This window comes from Sphingopyxis sp., assembly GCF_040216815.1.
Taxonomy (GTDB): domain Bacteria; phylum Pseudomonadota; class Alphaproteobacteria; order Sphingomonadales; family Sphingomonadaceae; genus Sphingopyxis.
The window spans coordinates 688,099-708,918 of record NZ_JAVJOJ010000004.1 but is presented as its reverse complement, the minus strand read 5'-3'; the positions used below and the strand labels follow the sequence as shown (position 1 = coordinate 708,918).

Genomic DNA, 20,820 nt, shown 5'->3' with positions numbered 1-20,820 from the left:
GCTGCTTAAAAACTATTCTTGTGCAGAAGCACAAGCAGCGTTCGGATAAGGATGACCACGTCGAGCGCCAAGCTCCACCGGTAGATATATTCAAGGTCCGATTCCAGACGATTAAGAATGTCATCCTGCGTTTCGGTGGCGCCCCGGAAACCACGCACTTGGGCCAGTCCCGTTATTCCGGGTTTCACGGCGTGCCGGTACCAATACCGACTGTCGATGTCCCAGAAGAGCCGTTCGCTGGCCCGCGAACCAAGAGCATGGGGTCGCGGTCCCACCAGGCTCATGTCGCCGATCAATACGTTGAAGAGTTGAGGCAGCTCGTCCAGACTTGTTCGCCGGAGGATATTTCCGACCCGAGTAACCCTTGGATCAAATCTTTCGGTGGATCGGTCTCCCCGCTCGTCCCGCAGATCGTGATACATCGACCGAAACTTCCATATGCGGAACCTCCGATTTCCCGTGCCGACCCTTTCCTGAAAGAAAAGCACGGGCCCGCGCGATTCGAGCTTAATCGCGATTGCAATGATAACAAACAGCGGTGAAAGCAGAAGAAGGCTCGATCCCGTCAGCACCAGATCGAAAATGCGTTTCTGGATCATGCTCCCGAACGACAGGTGCCCCGACGAGACAAGCAGGGTCGCCTGACCACGGCGTTGACCCAGCGCGAGCGGTTTGAATTCGTTAAGTTCGGGCGCAACGATCTCGCCGGGGATATCCTGAGATCGCAGGAACGCCGCCCATTCGTTCCGGCTTTCGCGTGGACAATGCACAACCACCCTGTCAAAGCCGTCGGTCGCCTGACCAAGCCGCGCGACCGCCGCAGGGTTCGCAAGATCCGGCGTCAATCCCAGTTCCTCTGCATCCATTACATAGGGCGGGGGATGAGGCCCAAGGGTTGCCCCAGCCTTTATCCACAGTTCTCCGGTCAGCTCGGATGGCCCTCGACGCGCGAAAATGCGCGAATGTATATAGCGGCCGATAACGAGCAGGACCGCCGAGGCCAGCAATCCGGAGAACACCAAAAGTCTGGAGAATTGCGAACCGACCCTCAGAAAAAACATGAAGGTGAGGATGGCGATCGCGGATAGCGTCAATGTGACAAGCGCTCGCTTCAGATTCTCTCCGATATCCAGCACGAGTGTCGCGGCAAAGGTACTGTTGTTAATTGCTGCAAAGATATATGAGACGATCGCGACAATCGCCAAGCTGGTCGTTTGCTCAAGATCGAATTCACGCGGTGCAGCCAGGCCGACTCCAAAAAACGCCACTGCGATGCAGAGGCAATCCAGGACAAGGAGTTGGAGGACGACTCGCAATCGCCGGGCCCCGAACGATTCCTTGGGCCGCTTTGCGATCCAATCGAGAAATCGGACGTCGACGTGCTGTGTCATATCATTCCTGCACTTTCGCGCCAATCACGAGAAGCGGCGTCGTCATGAAGCGAATGTCCTCAGAACGAAACACATCCAGTCGCCGATCGTAAATGCTTTTATAGGCCATTCGATCCGACGGCCTGCCGAATTGCCAGATAGGAGATACTCGTGCGTCCCCCACGATCGCCGGCATCAACGGCATTGCCCCGGACCCGCAAAACCGGAAAGTCACACTGAATGACTTCATTCGCCTTGACCGTTTCCGGTTGGCCAGGACCCACTGCTGGCCTGAAATCGACGAACTGAACCGGTGCCAGGCCCGGACAATCCAGCGACACAGTAAAACGCCGAGCGACAACGGGAGCCGGATCGGTTGCCAAAATCTGCAGGCTATAGGCCTTTCCGCGGTCCAGACGAACTTTCTGCTCCAGCATTGTCGGGCTGCCGCGGCCATTCCACGATAACGTCAGATTATTCTGCTTGGTCGATTCTCGCAGCTGCGCACGATACCCCCGGCCTTTGAGGAGGCGCCATTCGAAGGGGATCTCACTCCCGGCTTCGTTGCCGCGATCGCGAGCCACAAATTCGAACCGAGGATCGAATACAAAAAAATTGCGATTATCCAGACCCCGGTATTTTTTCCACAGCCGATAGGCCGCTTCATTTTCTTGCTCACTAGCCAAAGCTCGTAGCGCATGGGCGATTTCCACCTGCAAGATCGGGATCTTGCGCGTCATCATCTCGTCAAGCACTTCAGCGCGCGCCGCGCGCAAATCCGCCCGCGCAAAACCTCCCGGATGGGTCATGAAAGCAAGCCGCCAATCTGGCTCGCGCGCGAGGGCCGTGATTAAAGGCTCGCGCGTGGACTCGTCCCCGGCAGCCACAAGCATGATCGGCAGCACTTCTTTCTGCAGCTTTTCGCGCCTTAACAAGGCATCGCTGCGCAGAAGTATTTCTACAAAATTCCTCCGCTCCAGCGCCGAAGTCAACAACAGCTGTTGCGCAAGCGTCGAACGGAAGCCCATCTCGGCGAGCAGTTTCTCACCCGCGAGTACCCGCGAATCCGCACCCTCCCCTTCTCTTTCTATTCGGACAAGGCCTGCTACTGGATCGACGCTGAGCGGCGCACGCTCCGCGACCCACGACAGCTGCTCGCGGCACCCACCTGGCTTCTCCAGCTTCGGCATGCACGCCTCCGATGCGGCAAACACCCCGTTATCCAACGTCCTTTGCGTCGAAAATTCGGATGTCCAGCGCATAAGCAATAAAGCTATCGCAGCGGAAAAGAGGACGAATATGAGAAGGCGAAACTTCGCCCCAACATGCTCAGCCTTTGGGGTCTCAATGTCCATAGCGATACTGATACTGATATTCGTAATTGGAGTATCCGGAGGCCTGCGCATCAAATTTGGTCAACAAGACGCCGCCGATATGCCCGTTTGACTGACGAAGTCGCGCAAGTGCGTTTTGAACCGAACCGGCATGGATACGGCCCGATTCTACCACGAAGATAGTAAGAGCGGCAAGATCAGAGACCAGCAGCGCATCCGAAAGACCCAGCACCGGCGCACTGTCGATCATGACAACATCGTACTTCGACTGGATATCAGCAAGTAATTGTTCGGGATATGCGCCAGTCAACAAGTCTGTGGGATTTGGAGGCCGGTGGCCACTGCCGATAAAGTCGATGTTCGCAAACTTTGTCTTTCGAACCGCTTGATCGAAATCCGCATTTTGCGAAAGCAGCTCTGACATGCCCACGTGATCGCTCGTCAACTCGAAAAACTTATGCTGGCTTGGCTTGCGAAGATCGAGATCGATTACGCACACGCGCTTGCCAAGTCGCGCGAGTGACAATGAAACCGCAAAGCAAGAGGTCGATTTGCCTTCCGACGGAGTGGTGCTGAGAAATGTGATCGATTTCGGCAACCCGTCGTTGGAGGACAGGAGCAACGCCGTTCGGACCGACGCATATGCTTCGGCCATGACGCCCTTCGGATCCAGCAAATCTTTGTCGATGTCTACCGATTGAGGCATCTTCGGCACCGACCCGATAAGCGACAGGTTCAGCAGGCGACTGACATCATCCGGCGTCCGTACGGCGCTGAAGAGCTGCTCCCGGCCAAAAACATATAGCCCGGCAAAGATCAATCCCGCCAAAAGCGACAACAGAATATTCACTGGCAGATTGGGGCTGACAGGCTTGATCGGCGTATTGGCCTCGTCGATAATCGCCAGATTGTTGGCTTGAACACCCGCTTCGGCGTTCAGCTCATTGTAACGCTTTAACAGCAGGTCATAGAGTTGCCGATTTGTCTCGGCTTCCCGGCGCAAAATCGACAGCTCCACCGACGCGCCCTGTTCCGTCAGCGTTGCTTCCTTAAGGCTGGCAAGGCGACGGCTCAGTTCTTCTTCCTGGGCGCGCGCAGCATCATATTCTTCGCGCAATGTTGCGCGAATCCCGGCCGCAATCCGGTCAATCTGATCGCTTAGCTCACGAATTTTCGCTTCGGCTTGACGGACCGTCGGATAGTCTTCCTTGCGGCGCTGAAGCTCTTCCTGATACTCGGCCCGCACCTTGGCCCGCTCTTCCAGCAATCGCTGGACCGCCAAGTTCGACTGCACGATCGGCAAATCAAGCGCCGATCCACGCCGAGCAGCTTCCCAACGCTTCTGCGCATCGATGCGACGCGCCACCGCCGCCGCATATGTCTGGTTGAGTTGCACAAGTGTGGACGTGGTCAGGCTTTTTGCGCTGGCCGCAGCCGCCCCCTCACCTGCCGATCCCGTGTCGATGATGCGCGACTGTCGCGCATAGGCCAGCGCCTGCCGCTCCGAGGCGCTGAGGCGCTTCGCAGCCCCATCCAGCTGCTCTTTCAGAAATTCACGGGCGTAGGCGGAAGTATCGAATTTGCGTTGCAGATTGTTGCGGATGAAATTTTCAGCGAAGCTATTCGCCACCATCATCGCGAGTTCGGGGTCGGGGCTGCTGAAGAATATCTGGGCCACACGCGATTCAACCGGCAACGAGACCGACATATTTTCCGCCAGAATACGCAGAACATTTTCTTCCCGTGTGGCCTCGAGCGTCAAACGCCCTTTCGCTTCGTCGACCTGATCCTCGTCCATTTTCTCCAGAAACTCGGCATTGTCGAACAAGCCGAGATCCTCGGCAACCGCCTGTCGCAACGACCGGCTTTGCAGCACATCGACCTGTGTACGCAAAAACCGATCGGAATCCTGAATCGCGGCCGAGGCATTCGCTTGCTCGGTACCGATGACCTTCGCGGCTTCCTGATCGATCTGGATCGACGCGCTCGCCTGGTAGATGGGTGTCGCGAGCAAAGACAGCAAAATCCCGGCAGCGAGCGTCGCACCCACGATCAGCAAGGCAGGCCAGCGGTTCCGATAAATGCTCGCCCACAACTGGCGAAGGTCGATTCCGCCCAGCAACGACGCTTCGCCGGAGACATCGCCGACGTCACGGGCGCCGGACTGAATCATCCCGGTCGAGGGCTCAAGCTTTTGAAGCATATTCGTCAAGTTCCTAAGAATTCCGCGCGTTCGGCTGCTGCGTCAGAGTTGAATGAACGTCGTGGTCAACAGCGGCGAAATTTCAAGCAGATCGCGGTAGAGTCCCTTTAAAGCCGACCGGCCGACCACCACCGTATCTCCGCCAAGGATCTGGGGGTTAGACTGCGCCCCACGACGGACCAGATCGAGGTTGAACTTGGCCGCATAAACCTTGTCCCCAATCGTGCGGAACACGATGACTTCGCTGGTTTTCGCAACCCGGGTCGGACCTTGCGCCAAGGCCATGGCCTGAAGCAGCGACATCGACCCCTCGATGGGATATACGCCGGGCCGCTCAACAGAGCCCTCTACGGTCACGCGTTGCGCGACCGATTTTACGACGATGATCGACACCTGCGGGTCCACGAGAAACCGGCTGCCCAACCGATCCGCAATTTCCCCGGAAAGCTCGCTACCTGTGCGCCCTGCCGCAGACACTTGGCCGATCAACGGCAATAAAATATTCCCGCTGGCATCCACGGGAACTTCGTCCGCCGACAGATCGGGCTCCTGAAAAACGGTAATCTTAAGAATGTCGAGCGGCCCTATGCGATAATCCGCCGGCCGCGGGGACACTGCAACATCGTCGATTGCAACATAAGTGCCGACCCCGCCGCGCGAAGGAGCGCTCGAACAGCCGGAAAGAACAAGGGCGGAAGCGGCCCAAAAGCCCAGAAAAAGGGAGGAAATGCGCAAGGTCATAATATCCGGTCCATTAACGGCATGGGTAGGCTTAAGCAACGCCAAAAGCCTCGATTTCCGGCACCAGCCGGTCCAATTTTCGGTTCGGTCGACTATCCTTGCGGTCGCTTGCCGAGCATTCGTTCGAGGCGTGCGCGCGGATCGTCAAGCATCAGGACCAGGAGCAGGCTGAACAAACACGCAAGCGCCTGGGTTCGGAGCGGGTAGTCGATCACGCTGTGAGCCATCAAGAAAATTGTACTGACAGCTGCTGCGGCGCCCAAAAGGTTGGCTCGCCGGAAAGGCTGACGGAGATTCCGAAAAATCAGGCGGCCTAGCGCGACAATCCCGAGGAGCAGCGCTAATGCGCCGAGCATTCCCGCTTCCATCAAAATCTCCAGATAATCGTTATGGAGATGGTTGGCATAATTCGGCACGAGCCGGTCAATTGTTTCATACTTCTGATATACCGACACAAATGTTCCAATGCCCGAACCCACGGGAAAATAGTCGGCAATGATCGGCATGCTCTCCACGGCGTATTCGAACCGCTGGTCATCTGCGGCCGTCTGAAGCCGAGCGAGAAAGCGATCGAATTGATGGGTACTCGCAATGGCCCCGCCAAGCCCCGCCAGGCCGAGCAACGCGACAAGCATCGGACGCCAGCCGATATTGCGCAAACCGGCCATAACGGCCGCGACGGCGCCCAACCCCGCGAGGAAAAAGGCCATCCCGGCGCGGGAAAATGTCGTCGTCACCGCCGAAAGCGCCAGGATCATGACAAGCGCAAGGCCAATGAGTTGCCCCTGCCAATCGCGGGCATCCCGAATCAGAAACCCGGAGGCCAACAGCATGGCAATCACGATGAACACCGACTGATGGTTCCTGTTGGCGAAGAAGCCGATACCGAACCCCTGGTGAGCCGTCTCGTAAAAGGAGAAACTTGTCCCCGCCGAAACGAACTGGAAGAAGGATACAAATGCCGCAACGACCGCAACGGCGAGAATCAGGGTGACCAAAGCTTCGCGTTGCGTCCGATCCAACACCAAAGCCGACAGAAAGATCGCCGTTGGCGGAACGAGGGTTACAACCGAAAAGCTGGTCGCGCCAAAGTCGGTGGTCAAGGCATGCCAATATGGCCCCTGGTGGAGATACTCGAGAATGCCGTGCTCCAGTTCCCGGCCCGGCAAGACTTGCCAGATGCTGGAGGGCACTGGAATAAGTTGCAGCAATGGGACAGCCCACACCGCAACCAATGCCCCGAACAGCAATCGATCGCGCTGGAAAAGAATGCCGAAAGCCCCTTTCCAAACAGACCATGCCAGAAGCAGAAAGGCGAAAAATACTCCAATCTGGAACTTAAAATTGGGCGAATTAGGTGCACCACCCAAAAAAAGCTCGAACAAACAAACAAAAGCGGAAAGATAAAATAAATATATATTTTTTCCGCTTTTAATTTCATCGAGTACTTTTATTTTGCTTGAAAGCATAAATTTTTTCAATCCAGCGTTTTATACATAGGCGCCAAGGGCTTGTCAGCTTGCGGTATCGATTATCCACTGCCGGTCCGCTTCCAGGCCGATCGCCGTCAAGTTCCCGCTTGCATAGGCACCCGTGTCGATTCCTATCCGGTTTTTGCCGATATCCACAACATTGAAGACTGTATGCCCGTGAATCACGGTTTGCTGCCAATCGGGCTCGGCAGATATGAATTCTTCTCGGATCCACCGCAGATCCTTCACATTCTGTTCACAAAGGGCCCGGCCCGGACGAACACCCGCGTGAACGAAGACATAATCCCCCACGAGAATCATATCTTCACCGCCAGCCAGAAAATCGCGATGGCGTTGTGGGACAATCGATGGCAGACGCTCAGCCACCTCTTCAAACTCCGCCAGGCGGTAAGATTCGTCGTCACCCCAATAACTTCGGATCGTGGCGTCGCCGCCGATCCGAATGAAATAGCGGAGACGCTGCAACTCGCCTTCCATGGCGGCCAGAAAGGCTTCTTCGTGATTGCCGATCAGCAACCGAACGCGGGAAAAGGGCTCGCCTATTGTCATGGCCCGCTCGACCACCGCGGCCGAACTGGGGCCGCGATCCACGAGATCCCCCAGCAGGATCAGGGTCGTATTTGCAGGCTCCCGCTTGGCACAATCTGAGGCAATCCGGTCGAGCAGTTGCGCGAAAAGATCGTCGCAGCCATGAATATCGCCGATCGCATAAATTCGCTCGCCATCGGGCACTCTCGCTGCCACGCGCGAACGAGCTGCAGCGCGGCGCCTCAACTTGGACAGGAAAGACATGGGGGAGTTTTCGTCCTGCGGTACCAAAAATTCCGTTTCGGCAATTTTACGGCCGTCGCGGCTCGGTGCATGACAATACGAGCAAGGTCAAGGATGAATCGCCGCCCCGATTGACGGTTAAATCCTGATCAACTCTAAGCTGCTATCCTCCGAAATATTCACCAGTCGGAATGAGGACGATGATTTCGTCGCAACCTAAACAAAAGATCATCGCCGTTTTCGGGACACGCCCTGAAGCGATCAAGATGTTTCCAGTCATCCACGCGCTGCGCGACGCCCGCGGGGTCGATATGCGCATCTGCGTGACTGCGCAACATCGCGAGATGCTGGATCAGGTGCTGGCGATCGGGCGCATCACCCCCGATATCGATCTTGACGTCATGACGCCCAACCAATCGCTCGACGCCCTGCTTGCGCGCGTCGTCGTCGGTCTCGGCCAGACGTTCGATGAAGAAAAGCCCGATCGCATCCTCGTCCACGGCGACACGCTGACGACGATGGCCGCGACGCTTGCGGGCTATTTTCGGAAAATTCCCGTCGGCCATGTCGAGGCGGGGCTGCGCAGCGGCAACATCTATCACCCGTGGCCCGAGGAGGTGAATCGCAAGGTTGCGGGGGCAGTCGCCGATCTGCATTTCGCGCCGACCGAAACCGCTGCCGCCGCGCTGCGCGCCGAAAATGTGCCCGCGGATCGCATTCACGTCACCGGCAACACGGTGATCGACGCGCTGCTGGCGACGAAGGCGCGCATCGAGGAAGAACCGGCGCTCGCGGCCGGGCTTGACCCGCTGGTCCATCGCTTCGCTGACAAGCGCATCGTCGCCGTTACCTCGCACCGGCGCGAGAATTTCGGCGACGGCATGAAGGCCATCGCCGAAGCCATCGCCGCCATCGCCGCGCGCCCGAACGTCGCTGTGATTTTCCCGGTCCATCCCAATCCGCATGTGCGCAGCGCGATGGAGCCGATCCTTGGCAAACTTTCCAATGTCGCGCTGATCGACCCGCTCGACTATCCGCACTTCGTCCGCCTGCTGGGGATGAGCAGCCTCGTCCTTACCGACAGCGGCGGGGTGCAGGAGGAAGCGCCTTCGCTCGGCAAACCGGTGCTTGTGATGCGCGAGACCACCGAACGTCCCGAAGGCATCGAGGCCGGCACCGCGCGGCTCGTCGGCACCGACAAAAATCGCATCGTTTCGGAAATATTCAGCCTTTTGGAGGATGAAGACGCCTATAATGCCATGGCGCGCGCGCATAATCCCTTCGGGGACGGCCGCGCGGCGGAACGAATTGCGGAGATAATTGCGCGTGCCCATTGATAACGAGCAGAATGTGACGGTCCTCGGTCTGGGCTATATCGGCCTGCCCACCGCGGCGCTGATCGCGCGTTCGGGCAGCAAAGTCACGGGCGTCGACGTCAGCACGCATGTCGTCGACACCGTCAACAGCGGCAAGGTGCATATCGAGGAGGTCGATCTCGACGGGCTTGTCCAGGGCGTCGTGTCGCGCGGTACGCTCGTTGCTTCGACCGACGTTGCCCCCGGCGACGTGTTCGTGATTGCGGTACCCACTCCGCACGATGACGAGCACCGCCCAGACATCAGCCATGTCCTGTCGGCGGCGCGCGCCATCGCGCCCCAGCTTCAGCCCGGCAACCTTGTCATCCTAGAATCCACCTCACCGGTCGGCACGACCGAAAAGGTCGCCGCTTTGCTCGCCGAGTTGCGCCCCGACCTCAAAGTTCCGGGCGCCTGCACCGGCGCCGCCGACATCTTCGTCGCTTATTGCCCCGAGCGCGTGCTGCCGGGGCGCATCCTTGTCGAGCTGGTCGACAACGACCGCTGCATCGGCGGCATCACGCCGCGCTGCGCGCGCCGCGCGATGACCTTTTACCGCCAGTTCGTCCGCGGCGCCTGCGTCACCACCTCGGCGCGCGCCGCCGAAATGGTGAAACTGGTCGAGAACAGCTACCGCGACGTCAACATCGCCTTTGCCAACGAGCTGTCGATGATGGCCGAGCATATGGGCGTCGATGTGTGGGAGGTGATCCGCCTTGCCAACCGCCACCCGCGCGTCAATATCCTCCAGCCCGGCCCCGGCGTCGGCGGCCATTGCATTGCGGTCGACCCCTGGTTCCTCGTCCATGGCGCGCCCGAACAGAGCCGCCTGATCCGCACCGCGCGCGAGGTCAATCTGGCCAAGACCGCGCACGTCATCGGCGCTGCCGAAATGCTCGTGTCGCAGCATCCCGCGGCGCGCGTCGCCTGCCTGGGCCTCGCGTTCAAACCCAATATCGACGATTTCCGCGAAAGCCCTGCGGTCGAGGTCGCCGCCGCGCTTGCGCGCCGCTTCGGCGCGCAGATCCGGATTGTCGAACCCTATGCACGCGCCCTGCCGACTGAGTTCGCCGGAACCGGCGCCGAGTTGATCGACCTCGACCATGCGCTCGCGACCTGCGACATGCTCGTCGTTCTCGTCGATCACGACCTGTTCAAGTCGATCCCGCTCGAAGAACGCGGCGACAAGATCGTATATGATACGCGCGGGCTGTGGCTCGATCAGCCAAGTATCGGAAACGGCAACCGTTTCAACCGCGCTGCCTGACCAATTCTCTTGACGCCCACCGGTCGGCTTAACATGGTGACGCCATGTTGACTCGTCTCGAAACGATCGTCGTCGATAAGCCGTGGGGGCGTAGCGACATTCCCAGCGAGTTTGGCGAGTTCGGCGGTCGCCGCGTCGGCGAAATCTGGTTTGCGCATCCCGATGGCGACGATGCGCCCATCATGGTCAAATTCCTGTTCACCTCCGAACGTCTGTCGATCCAGGTCCACCCCGGCGATGAGGCTGCGATGGCGGCGGGTTATGCGCGCGGCAAGGAAGAATGCTGGCTCGTTCTCGACGCCGAACCCGACGCCGAGCTTGGTGTGGGCCTCAACGCCGCGACGACGCGCGAAGCGTTGCACGCCGCCGCCCTCGACGGCTCAATCGTCGACATGGTCGATTGGCGTTCCGCACAGGCCGGCGACTTTGTTTACAACCGGGCGGGCACCATTCACGCGATCGGCGCAGGGCTCACGGTTGTTGAAGTGCAGCAGAATGTCGATTGCACCTACCGGCTCTATGATTATGGCAGACCGCGCGAATTGCATCTCGACGCCGGGCTCGCAGTCGCCGAAACGGCGCCGCGGCCCGATGCTCGCGACAGCAAGGTTGAACCGGCCGCAAATCGCCTGCTCGTCGACGGTCCGCATTTTCGGCTCTTGCATCTCGCCGGACCGGAAGCCGCCGCGCTGCTGCCGCAAGACAAAGCCGATTATATCTTCACACCCTTGTCACACGGCTGCTCCATCGACGGGGAGGCCGTGGCGCTTGGCGAGTGTGTCGCATCCGACCGTGCCGCAGGCATTGCGCTTGGGCCGGGCGCGCGTGCGCTGCTGAGCTGGCCCGCCTGACTTTTCCTCCTAACCGACTTTCCTCCTATAAGGTTCGACATGAGCATCATCGTCCCCGTCATCCTCTCCGGCGGCTCCGGCACGCGCCTCTGGCCCGTTTCGACCGGCGCGGCGCCCAAACAGTTCCAGCCGCTGACCGGCGATACCAGCATGTTCCGGCAAACCGTCGAACGCGCGAGCGACCGCGCCCGCTTTGCCGCGCCGCTGATCGTTTGCGGTCCGGCGCATGTCGCGCATGTCGAGGCCGACCTGGCGGCCGCCGGCATCGACGATGCCCGCATCGTCGTCGAACCGGGGGCGCGCAACACAGCCCCGGCGATCGCGCTCGCGGCAGAGCTTGCCCGTACTGCCGATCCCGCCGCGACGATCCTGGTGATGCCCGCCGACCATGTGATGACGAAGGTGGACGCTTTCCTCCGCGCGATCGAAGCCGCGCGTCCGGCGGTCGCGGCCGGCGCGCTCGCGACCTTCGGCATTGCACCGTCGCACCCCGAAACCGGCTATGGCTATATCGCGGCGGGCGAGCCTGTCGCCGACGGTTCACCGGTCTGCACAGTACGCCGCTTCGTGGAAAAGCCACCGCGTGACCACGCCGAAGCGATGCTCGCCGAGGGCGGGCATTATTGGAACGCCGGGATTTTCCTGATGCGCGCCGACCGCTTTCTGCTCGAGCTGGAGCGGCAACAGCCCGCAATGGCAAGCGCCTGCAACGCAGCAATGGCGGGGGCGCACAGCGACGGGGCCCGGCTGCATCCGGATGCGGACGCATTTCTCGCCAGCCCATCGGATTCGATCGACTATGCAGTGATGGAGGGTGCGCAGGATGTCGTAGTCGCGCCCGTCGATCCCGGCTGGTCCGATGTTGGCGGTTGGGCCGCGCTCCACGAACTTGGCGCGAAGGATGCGTCCGGCAATGTCCGCATCGGCGACGTCATCGTGCTCGACGCGAACGGCAACTATCTTCATGCCGCCCCTGGCAAGCGGATCGCCGTCGTCGGCGTATCCGACCTCGTCATCGTGGCGCATGGCGACGATCTGCTGATTGTCCCGCGCGAACGCGCGCAGGAGGTGAAGGCGATCGTCGAACAGCTCGCAAAACGGCCGCCCGGCTGAACGCGCTCCCGCCCGCCTCTTGCGGCTCGGTGAGCCATCGCCCATATCGCGCGGCATGACCAATCCCCATGCGCACAGTGCCGCCCCCTGGCACGGAACCACCATTCTTTCGGCCCGCAGCGAAGATAAGGTCGTCGTCATCGGCGACGGCCAGGTATCGATGGGGCAGACGGTGATGAAACCCAATGCCCGCAAGGTTCGCCGCCTCCACGATGGCAGCGTGATCGGCGGCTTTGCCGGCGCGACCGCCGATGCCTTCACCCTGTTCGAGCGGCTCGAGGCCAAGCTCGAGCGCCACAACGGCCAATTGCTCCGCGCCGCGGTCGAACTGGCGAAGGATTGGCGCACCGACAAATATCTCCGTAATCTGGAAGCGATGATGATCGTCGCCGACAAGGAGGTCACGCTCGTCATCACCGGCAACGGCGACGTGCTCGAACCCAAGGGCGGGATCGCCGCGATCGGATCCGGCGGCAATTTTGCGCTGTCGGCGGCGCGCGCGCTCGCCGATTACGAGCAGGACCCCGAAATATTGGCGAAAAAGGCAATGCAGGTCGCCGCCGACATCTGCGTCTATACCAACGATCAGTTCACGCTCGAAACCATCGACATCGCCGGCTGACGGGCTATGCTCGGCGGGTGATCCGCCCCCTCCCCCGCCGCCATTTCGTCGCCGCTTCGGCAGCACTCGCCCTTCCCGGCTGCGCGATCACCGCCCCGCGCGTTGCCTCAACGCCGCCCATTTGCCTGCCGCGCGTCAAGGTTTCGGCCGACCGCGTTATCCGCACGGTTGCGGGCCTCCGCCCCTATCGCGCAAAGGGATTTGTCGTGCGCGCCGAAGCACTCGGCGACAAACGGCTGGTCCATAATTACGGCCATGGCGGCGCGGGCATCACGCTGAGCTGGGGCACCTCGCGGCTCGCCGCCGACCTTGGACTGCCGGGACACAGCGGCGCGGTCGCGGTCATCGGGTCGGGCGTGATGGGCCTGTCGACCGCGCGGCTGGTGCAGGAGGCAGGCTTTCCCGTCACCATCTACACCGCCGCGCTGCCGCCCGACACGACGTCGAACATCGCGGGGGGCGAATGGTCGCCCTATGGCCATTTCGAACGCGATGCGGTGACGCCCGAATGGCACGCGCAGTTCAGCGCCGCGCAGGACTATAGCTGGCGCCGCTTTCAGATCATGGTCGGCGACGATTATGGGGTGCGCTGGCTGCCCGTCTATGCCGAGGGCGCACCGCGCCGCCCCAGCCCCTATCGCCCCGGCGAACAAGCGCTGGCTGCCCCCGATCACTCCTTCCCTGTCGACCGGATCAACCGGTTCGAGACGATGTTCATCGAAACCGGGCGTTATCTGCGCCAATTGCTCCGCGACGTGCAGGTCGCCGGCGGCGCAGTCAAAATCCGCAAATTCGCGGACCGATCCGAACTCGCCGCGTTGCCGGAAACGCTGGTTTTCAACTGCACCGGCCTCGGATCGCGCGCCATGCTGGGCGATCTGGACCTTCGCCCCGTGCGCGGCCAGCTCGCCGTGCTCGCGCCGCAACCGGAGATCGGCTATGCCTTCACCGGCGGCGCGGGCTATATGTTTCCGCGGCCCGACGGCATTATCCTCGGCGGCACGTTTGAAATCGACCAATGGTCGACAGAGCCGGTCGAGGCCGATGTCGCGCGCATCCTGGCGTCGCATCGCGCGCTGTTCGGCGGTTTCCGCTGCGCGGCTTGATCTCGGCGATGCCGATCCCATGTAGCGCTCTCATGATTTTCTCTTTGCTGGAACCCTCCGACACATGAACAAGGACCTGACCCCGAAGGCGATCGTCGCCGCGCTGGACACCCATATCATCGGCCAGGCCGCGGCCAAGCGCGCGGTTGCCGTCGCGCTTCGCAACCGCTGGCGTCGCCAGCAGCTTTCGCCCGAGCTTCGCGACGAGGTCAGCCCCAAGAATATCCTGATGATCGGCCCCACCGGCTGCGGCAAGACCGAGATTTCCCGGCGCTTGGCCAAGCTTGCCGATGCGCCCTTCATCAAGGTCGAGGCGACCAAATTCACGGAGGTCGGCTATGTCGGCCGCGACGTCGAACAGATTGCCCGCGACCTGGTCGAAGAGGCCGTGCGGCTGGAAAAGGACCGGCGGCGCGATGCCGTGCGCGCCGCGGCGGAGGAGGCCGCAATGGAACGGCTGCTCGACGCGCTCACCGGCAAGGGCGCGAGCGAGGCGACGCGCCAGAGCTTTCGCCAGCGCATCCGCGAGGGCCATCTCGACGACAGCGAGGTCGAGATCGAGGTCGCCGATACGCCCGGCATGAATTTCGAACTGCCCGGCCAGCCGGGCCAGATGAGCATGATCAATCTCTCCGACATGCTCGGCAAGGCGATGGGCGGCCTGCCGAAGAAGCGGCGCAAGATGAAGGTGATCGACGCGGCGACGCGGCTGATCGAAGAAGAACAGGACAAACGGCTCGACCAGGACGATGTCGCGCGCGTCGCGCTCGCCGATGCCGAAGCCAATGGCATCGTCTTTCTCGATGAAATCGACAAGATCGCGGTGAGCGACGTGCGCGGCGGCTCGGTCAGCCGCGAGGGCGTGCAGCGCGACCTGCTGCCGCTCATCGAGGGTACGACGGTCGCGACCAAATATGGGCCGATGAAAACCGACCATATCCTCTTCATCGCCAGCGGCGCCTTTCACGTCGCCAAGCCCAGCGACCTGCTCCCCGAACTCCAGGGCCGCCTGCCGATCCGCGTCGAGCTCGGCGCGCTGACCGAAGAGGATTTCGTCCGGATCCTGAGCGAAACGAAGGCAGGCCTGCCCGAACAATATGCGGCGCTGCTCGGCACCGAGGGCGTGACGCTGAACTTTGCGCCCGACGCGATCGCGCGTGTCGCGAAACTCGCCGCCGAAGTGAACGAGAAGGTCGAAAATATCGGCGCGCGCCGTCTCCAGACGATCATGGAGCGGCTGGTCGAGGAAATCAGCTTCACCGCCGAGGATGCCCCCGGCACGACGCTCGACATCGACGCCGCCTATGTCGACCGCCAGCTGGCCGATGTCGTGGGCGACACCGACCTCAGCAAATATGTGCTTTAGGAGGTAACGGCAGCTTTCGGCCGAAACCAGATCCTTATTCCATCGTCATCCCGGCGAAGGCCGGGATGACGGATAAGCTAATGGCGGGAAGCCACCCGACTCAGCCTTTCCCTACGCCTCTCCTCAAATCACCCAAGCTCCTCACCCACCAACCCAAATCGGCAGTCCTTTCGCGTGTCCATTTACCGAACTTCATTTGACTTTCGCGCATTCCCAATGCGATGAACGGGTGACACGGCCGAACTGGGTCAAACGGCCGGCACGGAGACAGCAATGACGGATGAGGACGTCGCCCCGGAACAGGGCGAGCTGGCGATTACGCGCACGGGCGATCGGCTTCGGCTGGCGCGCGAGGCTGCGGGATTGTCGCTGGCCGACGTCGCGACGCGCACGCGCATCACCCAGCGCCACCTTGCCGCGATCGAGAAATCCGATTTTGCCGAGCTGCCGGGGCGCACCTATGTGACCGGTTTCGCACGCGCCTATGCCCGCGCGGTCGACCTGCCCGAGGCCGAGATCGGCGCCGCGATCCGGCAGGAACTCGAAGACGACGAATATGGCTCGCGGCCGCTCTACGAAGCCTATGAGCCGACCGACCCGGCGCGCCTGCCGACCGCGCGTCTGACCTGGACGCTGGTGATCGTCACCCTCCTCCTCGCGTCGGCCTATGGCGTCTGGCGCTTTCTCTCGGTCGAACCCGACGAGGCGCTGATCGCGGCACAGAATCGCGACGCCGACGCATCGGAAGCCCCCGAAAGCGCCGCCAGCGCCGCCCCCGCGGCCAAGGGCGGCGGCACCGCCGCGGTCGCGGTCGATGCGCCCGTCGTGCTCACCGGCCTTTCGGAAGTCTGGATCGGCTTCGACGACGCTGCGGGCAAGACCGAGAATTGGCGCACGCTCGATCCGGGCGAAACCTATCAGGTGCCGCCCGCCTATATCGAGCAGTTCACATTGCGCACCAGCATTCCGCAGGCGCTGAAAGTCACCGTCGGCGGCCGCGACGTCGGCCCCGTCGGCCCCGCCGACACATTGGTCAAGAATATCTCCTTGAAGCCGGCCGACCTCATCGCGCGCGCCGGTAATTCGGATTCGTCGGGCACAGCGACGACGCGCCCGCAGGGCTGATCAGCCGATCATCCGGCCCGATCGCGGCGGCAGCGCACCGAAATGGGTTTGCGCTGGCGCGCCTTCGCGCGTTATGGACGCTGAAACTGGTTAACGAGTGGGGACCGAAAAGCAGATGAGGATGCGTCAATTCTTTTTCCTGGGTACGGCGGTGATCGGACTGGCCGGGTCGATGCCGGTCGCGGCGCAGGACAATGCGCTCGGCAAGCGCGTCGAGCGGCTCGAAAAGGAAATGCGCGCGGTGCAGCGGTCGGTGTTCCCCGGCGGCAGTCCGACCTTCTTCGAAGGCGAAATCGCGCCCGACAATACGCCGGGCGAACGCGCGCGCTCCAACGCACCGGTGATCGATTTGACCGCGCGGGTCGATGCGCTGGAAAGCCAGTTGCAGACGCTAACCGGCCAGACCGAACAAAATGCTTTCCAGCTTCGCGAACTGGAAAAGAAGTTCGCTGCCTATAAGGCGGAGATCGACAAGCGCCTTGACGAACCCGCCGCGGCCGCGGAGGATGCGGTGACGCCGGCCAGCCTGCCGGCGACGACAACCGCCAGCGCGGCGCCCGCGAAAAAGCCCGCGCCCAAACCGGCGGCCAAACCCTCGGCCCCCGATGCCGCGCGCCTCGCGCTCGTCAAGGCGGTCGAGGTTCCGTCCACCGGCAACGAAACCAAGGACGCCTATGATTATGGCTACCGGTTGTGGGATGCCAAACTCTATCCCGAGGCGCAGGCGCAGTTGAAAAGCGTCGTCGCCAAATGGCCGCAGAGCAGTTATGCGAGCTTCGCGCAAAACCTGCTCGGCCGGGCCTATCTCGACGAAGGCAAACCGAGTCTCGCGGCGGTCGCCTTTTACAACAATTACAAGGATCGCCCCAGCGGCCCGCGCGCACCGCACAGCCTGATGTATATGGGCGTCGCGCTCGACAAGCTCGGCCGCAAGGCCGATGCGTGCAAGGCGTTCCGCGAACTCGACGATGTCTATGGCGACAAGGCGCCGCAGGATGTCCGCACCGATGCTGCCTCCGCAAAAACAAAAGCCGGCTGCTGAGAGCGACGTCGCGGGGCGGCTCGCTGCCGACCTCGCCGCGCTGCTTGGCCGCGACTGGCACCGGCTCCATTATGGCGTGGCCGTCTCGGGCGGGCCCGACAGCATGGCCTTGCTCTGGATGATGGTGTCGCTGCTGCCCGGCCAGGTGTGGGCGGCGACGGTCGATCATGGGCTGCGCAAAGGGTCTGCGGACGAGGCGCGCATGGTCGCCGCCTTCTGCGCGCGCGAACATATCCCGCATTCGACGCTGCGCCCGGCGGCACCCATCCGCGGATCGCTGCAGGCCGCGGCACGCAGCGAGCGTTACCGCCTGCTCGAACAATGGCGCGAGGCCAATGCGCTGGCGCATATCGTGACCGCGCATCACGCCGACGATCAGCTCGAAACGATCATCATGCGGCTCAATCGTGCGAGTGGAGTCGGTGGACTGGCGGCGATCCGCGCCATCAACGGCGTCATCGCGCGTCCGCTGCTCGGCTGGCGCCGCAGCGAACTGGTCGATGTCGCACTCGACAACGACCTGCCCTTTATCGACGACCCGTCGAACAGCGACGACCGCTTCGACCGCGCGCGGCTGCGCCATGCCCTGCAATCGCAGACGACGCTCGATCCCGTGGCCGCGGCGAAATCCGCCGCCTGGCTTGCCGAAGCCGACGAAGCGCTCGACTGGGCGGTCGAACGGCTGATCGCGGCCTGGCCCGACGCGTCCGACATCGCGGTCATTCGCGACGAAGCCTATCCACCCGAGCTGTTTCGCCGCATCGTGGCGCAACGCTTGCGCGTCAATGCGCCGCAGCTCTCCCTCCGCGGCGCCGCGCTCGACGGGGTGATTGCCGCTATGCGCGCTGGCCGCCGCGCGATGGTGGGCGCACTGCTCATCGACGCCGTGCGGGGCTTCGAAGGATCGATCTGGCGCATTTCGGCGGCGCCGCGACGGAAAGCGGCGAAAAAGGCCTGATTGCCTCATTGTCATTTAACCCGATTATCCTATCTTGTGGGATAGGAGCGCAGCGCTTGCGCCGTTGAGGAAAGATTCCGAATGCAGGACGACAAGGAACCGCAGGGCAACCCCTGGATGAAGAGCGTGATGATCTGGAGCGGCATCCTGCTGGCCATGCTCCTCGTCGCCTCGATGTTCGGCGGCGCTGCCCAGCCCGCGGGCAATCCGCTGGCCTATTCGGAGTTCCGCCAGAAGGTCGAGGAAGGCAGCGTCAAGGAGGTTGTCCTGTCCGACGACAAGGTCACGGGTACGCTATCGAACGGCGACCGTTTCTCGGCCAATGTCGTGCGCGATCCCGAACTTTTGAAGATGCTCAACGACAATGGCGTCAAATATGACGGCCAGCCGACCGAAGCGCCGAATTTCTGGATGTATATGCTCGTCCAGTCACTGCCTTTCCTGCTGATCCTCGGCATCGCCTTCTTCGTTTTCCGCCAGGTGCAGAAAAACAACGGATCGGGCGCCATGGGTTTCGGAAAATCGCGCGCCAAGATGCTCACCGAAAAGCAAGGGCGCGTGACCTTCGACGATGTCGCCGGGATCGACGAAGCCCGCGAGGAACTTGAGGAAATCGTCGAGTTTCTGAAGGACCCCAGCAAATTTTCGAAGCTGGGCGGCCAGATTCCGAAGGGCGCGCTGCTCGTCGGGTCGCCCGGCACCGGGAAGACCTTGCTCGCGCGCGCGATCGCCGGCGAAGCGGGCGTCCCCTTCTTTACCATTTCGGGTTCGGACTTCGTCGAAATGTTCGTCGGCGTCGGTGCGTCGCGCGTGCGCGACATGTTCGAACAGGCGAAGCGCAACGCGCCGTGCATCGTCTTCATCGACGAAATCGACGCGGTCGGCCGCCACCGCGGCGCGGGCCTGGGCAACGGCAATGACGAGCGCGAACAGACGCTGAACCAGCTGCTTGTCGAAATGGACGGGTTCGAGGCGAACGAAGGCATCATCATCGTCGCCGCGACGAACCGCCCCGACGTGCTCGACCCCGCGCTGCTGCGTCCGGGCCGCTTCGACCGCCAGGTCGTCGTCCCGCGCCCCGACATCGAGGGCCGCCAAAAGATCCTCGAAGTTCACACGCGCAAAAAGCCGCTCGCACCCGACGTCGACCTCCGCCGCATTGCGCGCGGAACCCCCGGGTTCTCGGGCGCCGATCTTGCCAATCTTTGCAACGAAGCCGCGCTGCTTGCGGCGCGGAAGGGCAAGCGGCTGATCGCCTCGAACGAGTTCGAGGAAGCAAAGGACAAGGTCATGATGGGCGCCGAGCGCCGGTCCATGGTGATGACCGAGGACGAAAAGAAAGCGACCGCCTATCACGAGGCGGGGCATGCGCTTGTTTCCCTCCACGTCGAGCATAATGACCCACTCCACAAGGTCACGATCATCCCGCGCGGCCGTGCGCTGGGCGTGACGTGGAACCTGCCCGAGCGCGACCGCTATTCGCAGAATATGAAGCAGATGAAGGCGCGGCTCGCGCTCTGTTTTGGCGGGCGGATCGCCGAGCAGCTCATCTATGGCGAAGACGAGCTCAACACCGGCGCCTCGAACGACATCCAGCAGGCCACCGACATGGCGCGCGCGATGGTCATGGAATATGGCATGTCCGAAAAACTGGGCTGGCTGCGTTACCGCGACAATCAGGACGAAGTCTTCCTGGGCCATAGCGTGTCGCGCGCACAGAATATGTCGGAGGAAACCGCCAAGCTGATCGACGCTGAAGTCCGCCGCCTGGTCGAAGAGGGCGAAGGCGTGGCGCGCAAGGTGCTGACCGACCATATCGACGAGCTGCACCTGCTCGCCGCCGCCTTGCTCGAATATGAGACGCTGTCGGGCGAGGAGGCCAAGCGCGCGATCCGGGGCGAAGACATCGGCCGCGAGGACGATGCCGACAAGCGCGGCACGCCGGTCAAGGGTCATGCTGGCGGCATTCCGCAGATCAAGCGCAAGCCGCGCCCCTTCGGCGACGCCAACCCGCAAGGCGCATAGAAGCGGGACCCAAATCGTTCGATTCAGGGGCTATTCATTGCCGGGGGAGAAATTGCAGCGCATGAATGTCCGGACTCA

The 20,820-nt window shown here is 61.9% G+C and carries 17 protein-coding genes; 11 read left to right on the top strand and 6 right to left on the bottom strand.

Annotation, left to right across the window (positions count from 1 at the left end; translation table 11 throughout):
- Nucleotides 1–5: 5 nt before the first annotated feature.
- From RIA72_RS07245 to RIA72_RS07220, 6 genes are all read right to left on the bottom strand, one after another.
- Entirely contained in the window at nucleotides 6–1,391 is a 1,386-nt protein-coding gene (locus RIA72_RS07245) for a sugar transferase (protein ID WP_350031636.1), read from the bottom strand.
- Between the two features lie 98 nt (nucleotides 1,392–1,489).
- Nucleotides 1,490–2,725 (bottom strand): hypothetical protein, encoded by a 1,236-nt coding sequence (locus RIA72_RS07240; protein WP_350031635.1) that lies wholly within the window; start codon nucleotides 2,723–2,725, stop codon nucleotides 1,490–1,492.
- The gene (locus RIA72_RS07235; RefSeq protein ID WP_350031634.1) at nucleotides 2,715–4,907 is read right to left on the bottom strand and encodes a GumC family protein; all 2,193 of its coding nucleotides are present in this window, start codon (nucleotides 4,905–4,907) and stop codon (nucleotides 2,715–2,717) included. The genes RIA72_RS07240 and RIA72_RS07235 overlap by 11 nt, the downstream gene beginning before the upstream one ends.
- Before the next feature lie 42 nt (nucleotides 4,908–4,949).
- Nucleotides 4,950–5,648 (bottom strand): polysaccharide biosynthesis/export family protein, encoded by a 699-nt coding sequence (locus tag RIA72_RS07230; protein WP_350031633.1) that lies wholly within the window; start codon nucleotides 5,646–5,648, stop codon nucleotides 4,950–4,952.
- A 92-nt stretch (nucleotides 5,649–5,740) separates the two neighbouring features.
- Nucleotides 5,741–7,129, bottom strand: coding sequence for an O-antigen ligase family protein (locus tag RIA72_RS07225; RefSeq protein WP_350031632.1), 1,389 nt, complete (start codon nucleotides 7,127–7,129; stop codon nucleotides 5,741–5,743).
- 33 nt (nucleotides 7,130–7,162) lie between these two features.
- The gene (locus RIA72_RS07220; RefSeq protein ID WP_350031631.1) at nucleotides 7,163–7,933 is read right to left on the bottom strand and encodes a metallophosphoesterase family protein; all 771 of its coding nucleotides are present in this window, start codon (nucleotides 7,931–7,933) and stop codon (nucleotides 7,163–7,165) included.
- A 245-nt stretch (nucleotides 7,934–8,178) separates the two neighbouring features.
- On the opposite strand from RIA72_RS07220, the gene wecB reads away from it, so the two are divergent.
- From wecB to ftsH, 11 genes are all read left to right on the top strand, one after another.
- Nucleotides 8,179–9,249, top strand: a complete 1,071-nt coding sequence (wecB, locus tag RIA72_RS07215; RefSeq protein ID WP_350031630.1) for a non-hydrolyzing UDP-N-acetylglucosamine 2-epimerase — start codon at nucleotides 8,179–8,181, stop codon at nucleotides 9,247–9,249.
- On the top strand, nucleotides 9,239–10,534 hold the full coding sequence (gene wecC / locus RIA72_RS07210) for a UDP-N-acetyl-D-mannosamine dehydrogenase (RefSeq protein ID WP_350031629.1): 1,296 nt from the start codon (nucleotides 9,239–9,241) through the stop codon (nucleotides 10,532–10,534). The genes wecB and wecC overlap by 11 nt, the downstream gene beginning before the upstream one ends.
- A gap of 44 nt (nucleotides 10,535–10,578) precedes the next feature.
- Nucleotides 10,579–11,385 carry a class I mannose-6-phosphate isomerase gene (locus RIA72_RS07205; protein ID WP_350031628.1) on the top strand — a complete coding sequence of 269 codons (807 nt, stop codon included), beginning with the start codon at nucleotides 10,579–10,581 and terminating at the stop codon, nucleotides 11,383–11,385.
- A 39-nt stretch (nucleotides 11,386–11,424) separates the two neighbouring features.
- The gene (locus RIA72_RS07200) at nucleotides 11,425–12,498 is read left to right on the top strand and encodes a mannose-1-phosphate guanylyltransferase/mannose-6-phosphate isomerase (RefSeq protein ID WP_350031627.1); all 1,074 of its coding nucleotides are present in this window, start codon (nucleotides 11,425–11,427) and stop codon (nucleotides 12,496–12,498) included.
- 55 nt (nucleotides 12,499–12,553) lie between these two features.
- Nucleotides 12,554–13,120 carry an ATP-dependent protease subunit HslV gene (hslV, locus tag RIA72_RS07195; protein ID WP_350031626.1) on the top strand — a complete coding sequence of 189 codons (567 nt, stop codon included), beginning with the start codon at nucleotides 12,554–12,556 and terminating at the stop codon, nucleotides 13,118–13,120.
- A 17-nt stretch (nucleotides 13,121–13,137) separates the two neighbouring features.
- Nucleotides 13,138–14,226 carry an FAD-dependent oxidoreductase gene (locus RIA72_RS07190; protein WP_350031625.1) on the top strand — a complete coding sequence of 363 codons (1,089 nt, stop codon included), beginning with the start codon at nucleotides 13,138–13,140 and terminating at the stop codon, nucleotides 14,224–14,226.
- Nucleotides 14,227–14,290: 64 nt separating this feature from the next.
- Entirely contained in the window at nucleotides 14,291–15,592 is a 1,302-nt protein-coding gene (gene hslU / locus RIA72_RS07185; protein ID WP_350031624.1) for an ATP-dependent protease ATPase subunit HslU, read from the top strand.
- Between the two features lie 273 nt (nucleotides 15,593–15,865).
- Entirely contained in the window at nucleotides 15,866–16,717 is an 852-nt protein-coding gene (locus tag RIA72_RS07180) for a helix-turn-helix domain-containing protein (RefSeq protein WP_350031623.1), read from the top strand.
- 121 nt (nucleotides 16,718–16,838) lie between these two features.
- Entirely contained in the window at nucleotides 16,839–17,759 is a 921-nt protein-coding gene (locus RIA72_RS07175) for a hypothetical protein (RefSeq protein WP_350031622.1), read from the top strand.
- A complete protein-coding gene (tilS, locus tag RIA72_RS07170) occupies nucleotides 17,713–18,717 on the top strand; it encodes a tRNA lysidine(34) synthetase TilS (protein WP_350031621.1) in 1,005 nt (334 codons plus the stop codon). The genes RIA72_RS07175 and tilS overlap by 47 nt, the downstream gene beginning before the upstream one ends.
- 81 nt (nucleotides 18,718–18,798) lie before the next feature.
- Nucleotides 18,799–20,742 (top strand): ATP-dependent zinc metalloprotease FtsH, encoded by a 1,944-nt coding sequence (gene ftsH / locus RIA72_RS07165; RefSeq protein WP_350031620.1) that lies wholly within the window; start codon nucleotides 18,799–18,801, stop codon nucleotides 20,740–20,742.
- Nucleotides 20,743–20,820: the final 78 nt, after the last annotated feature.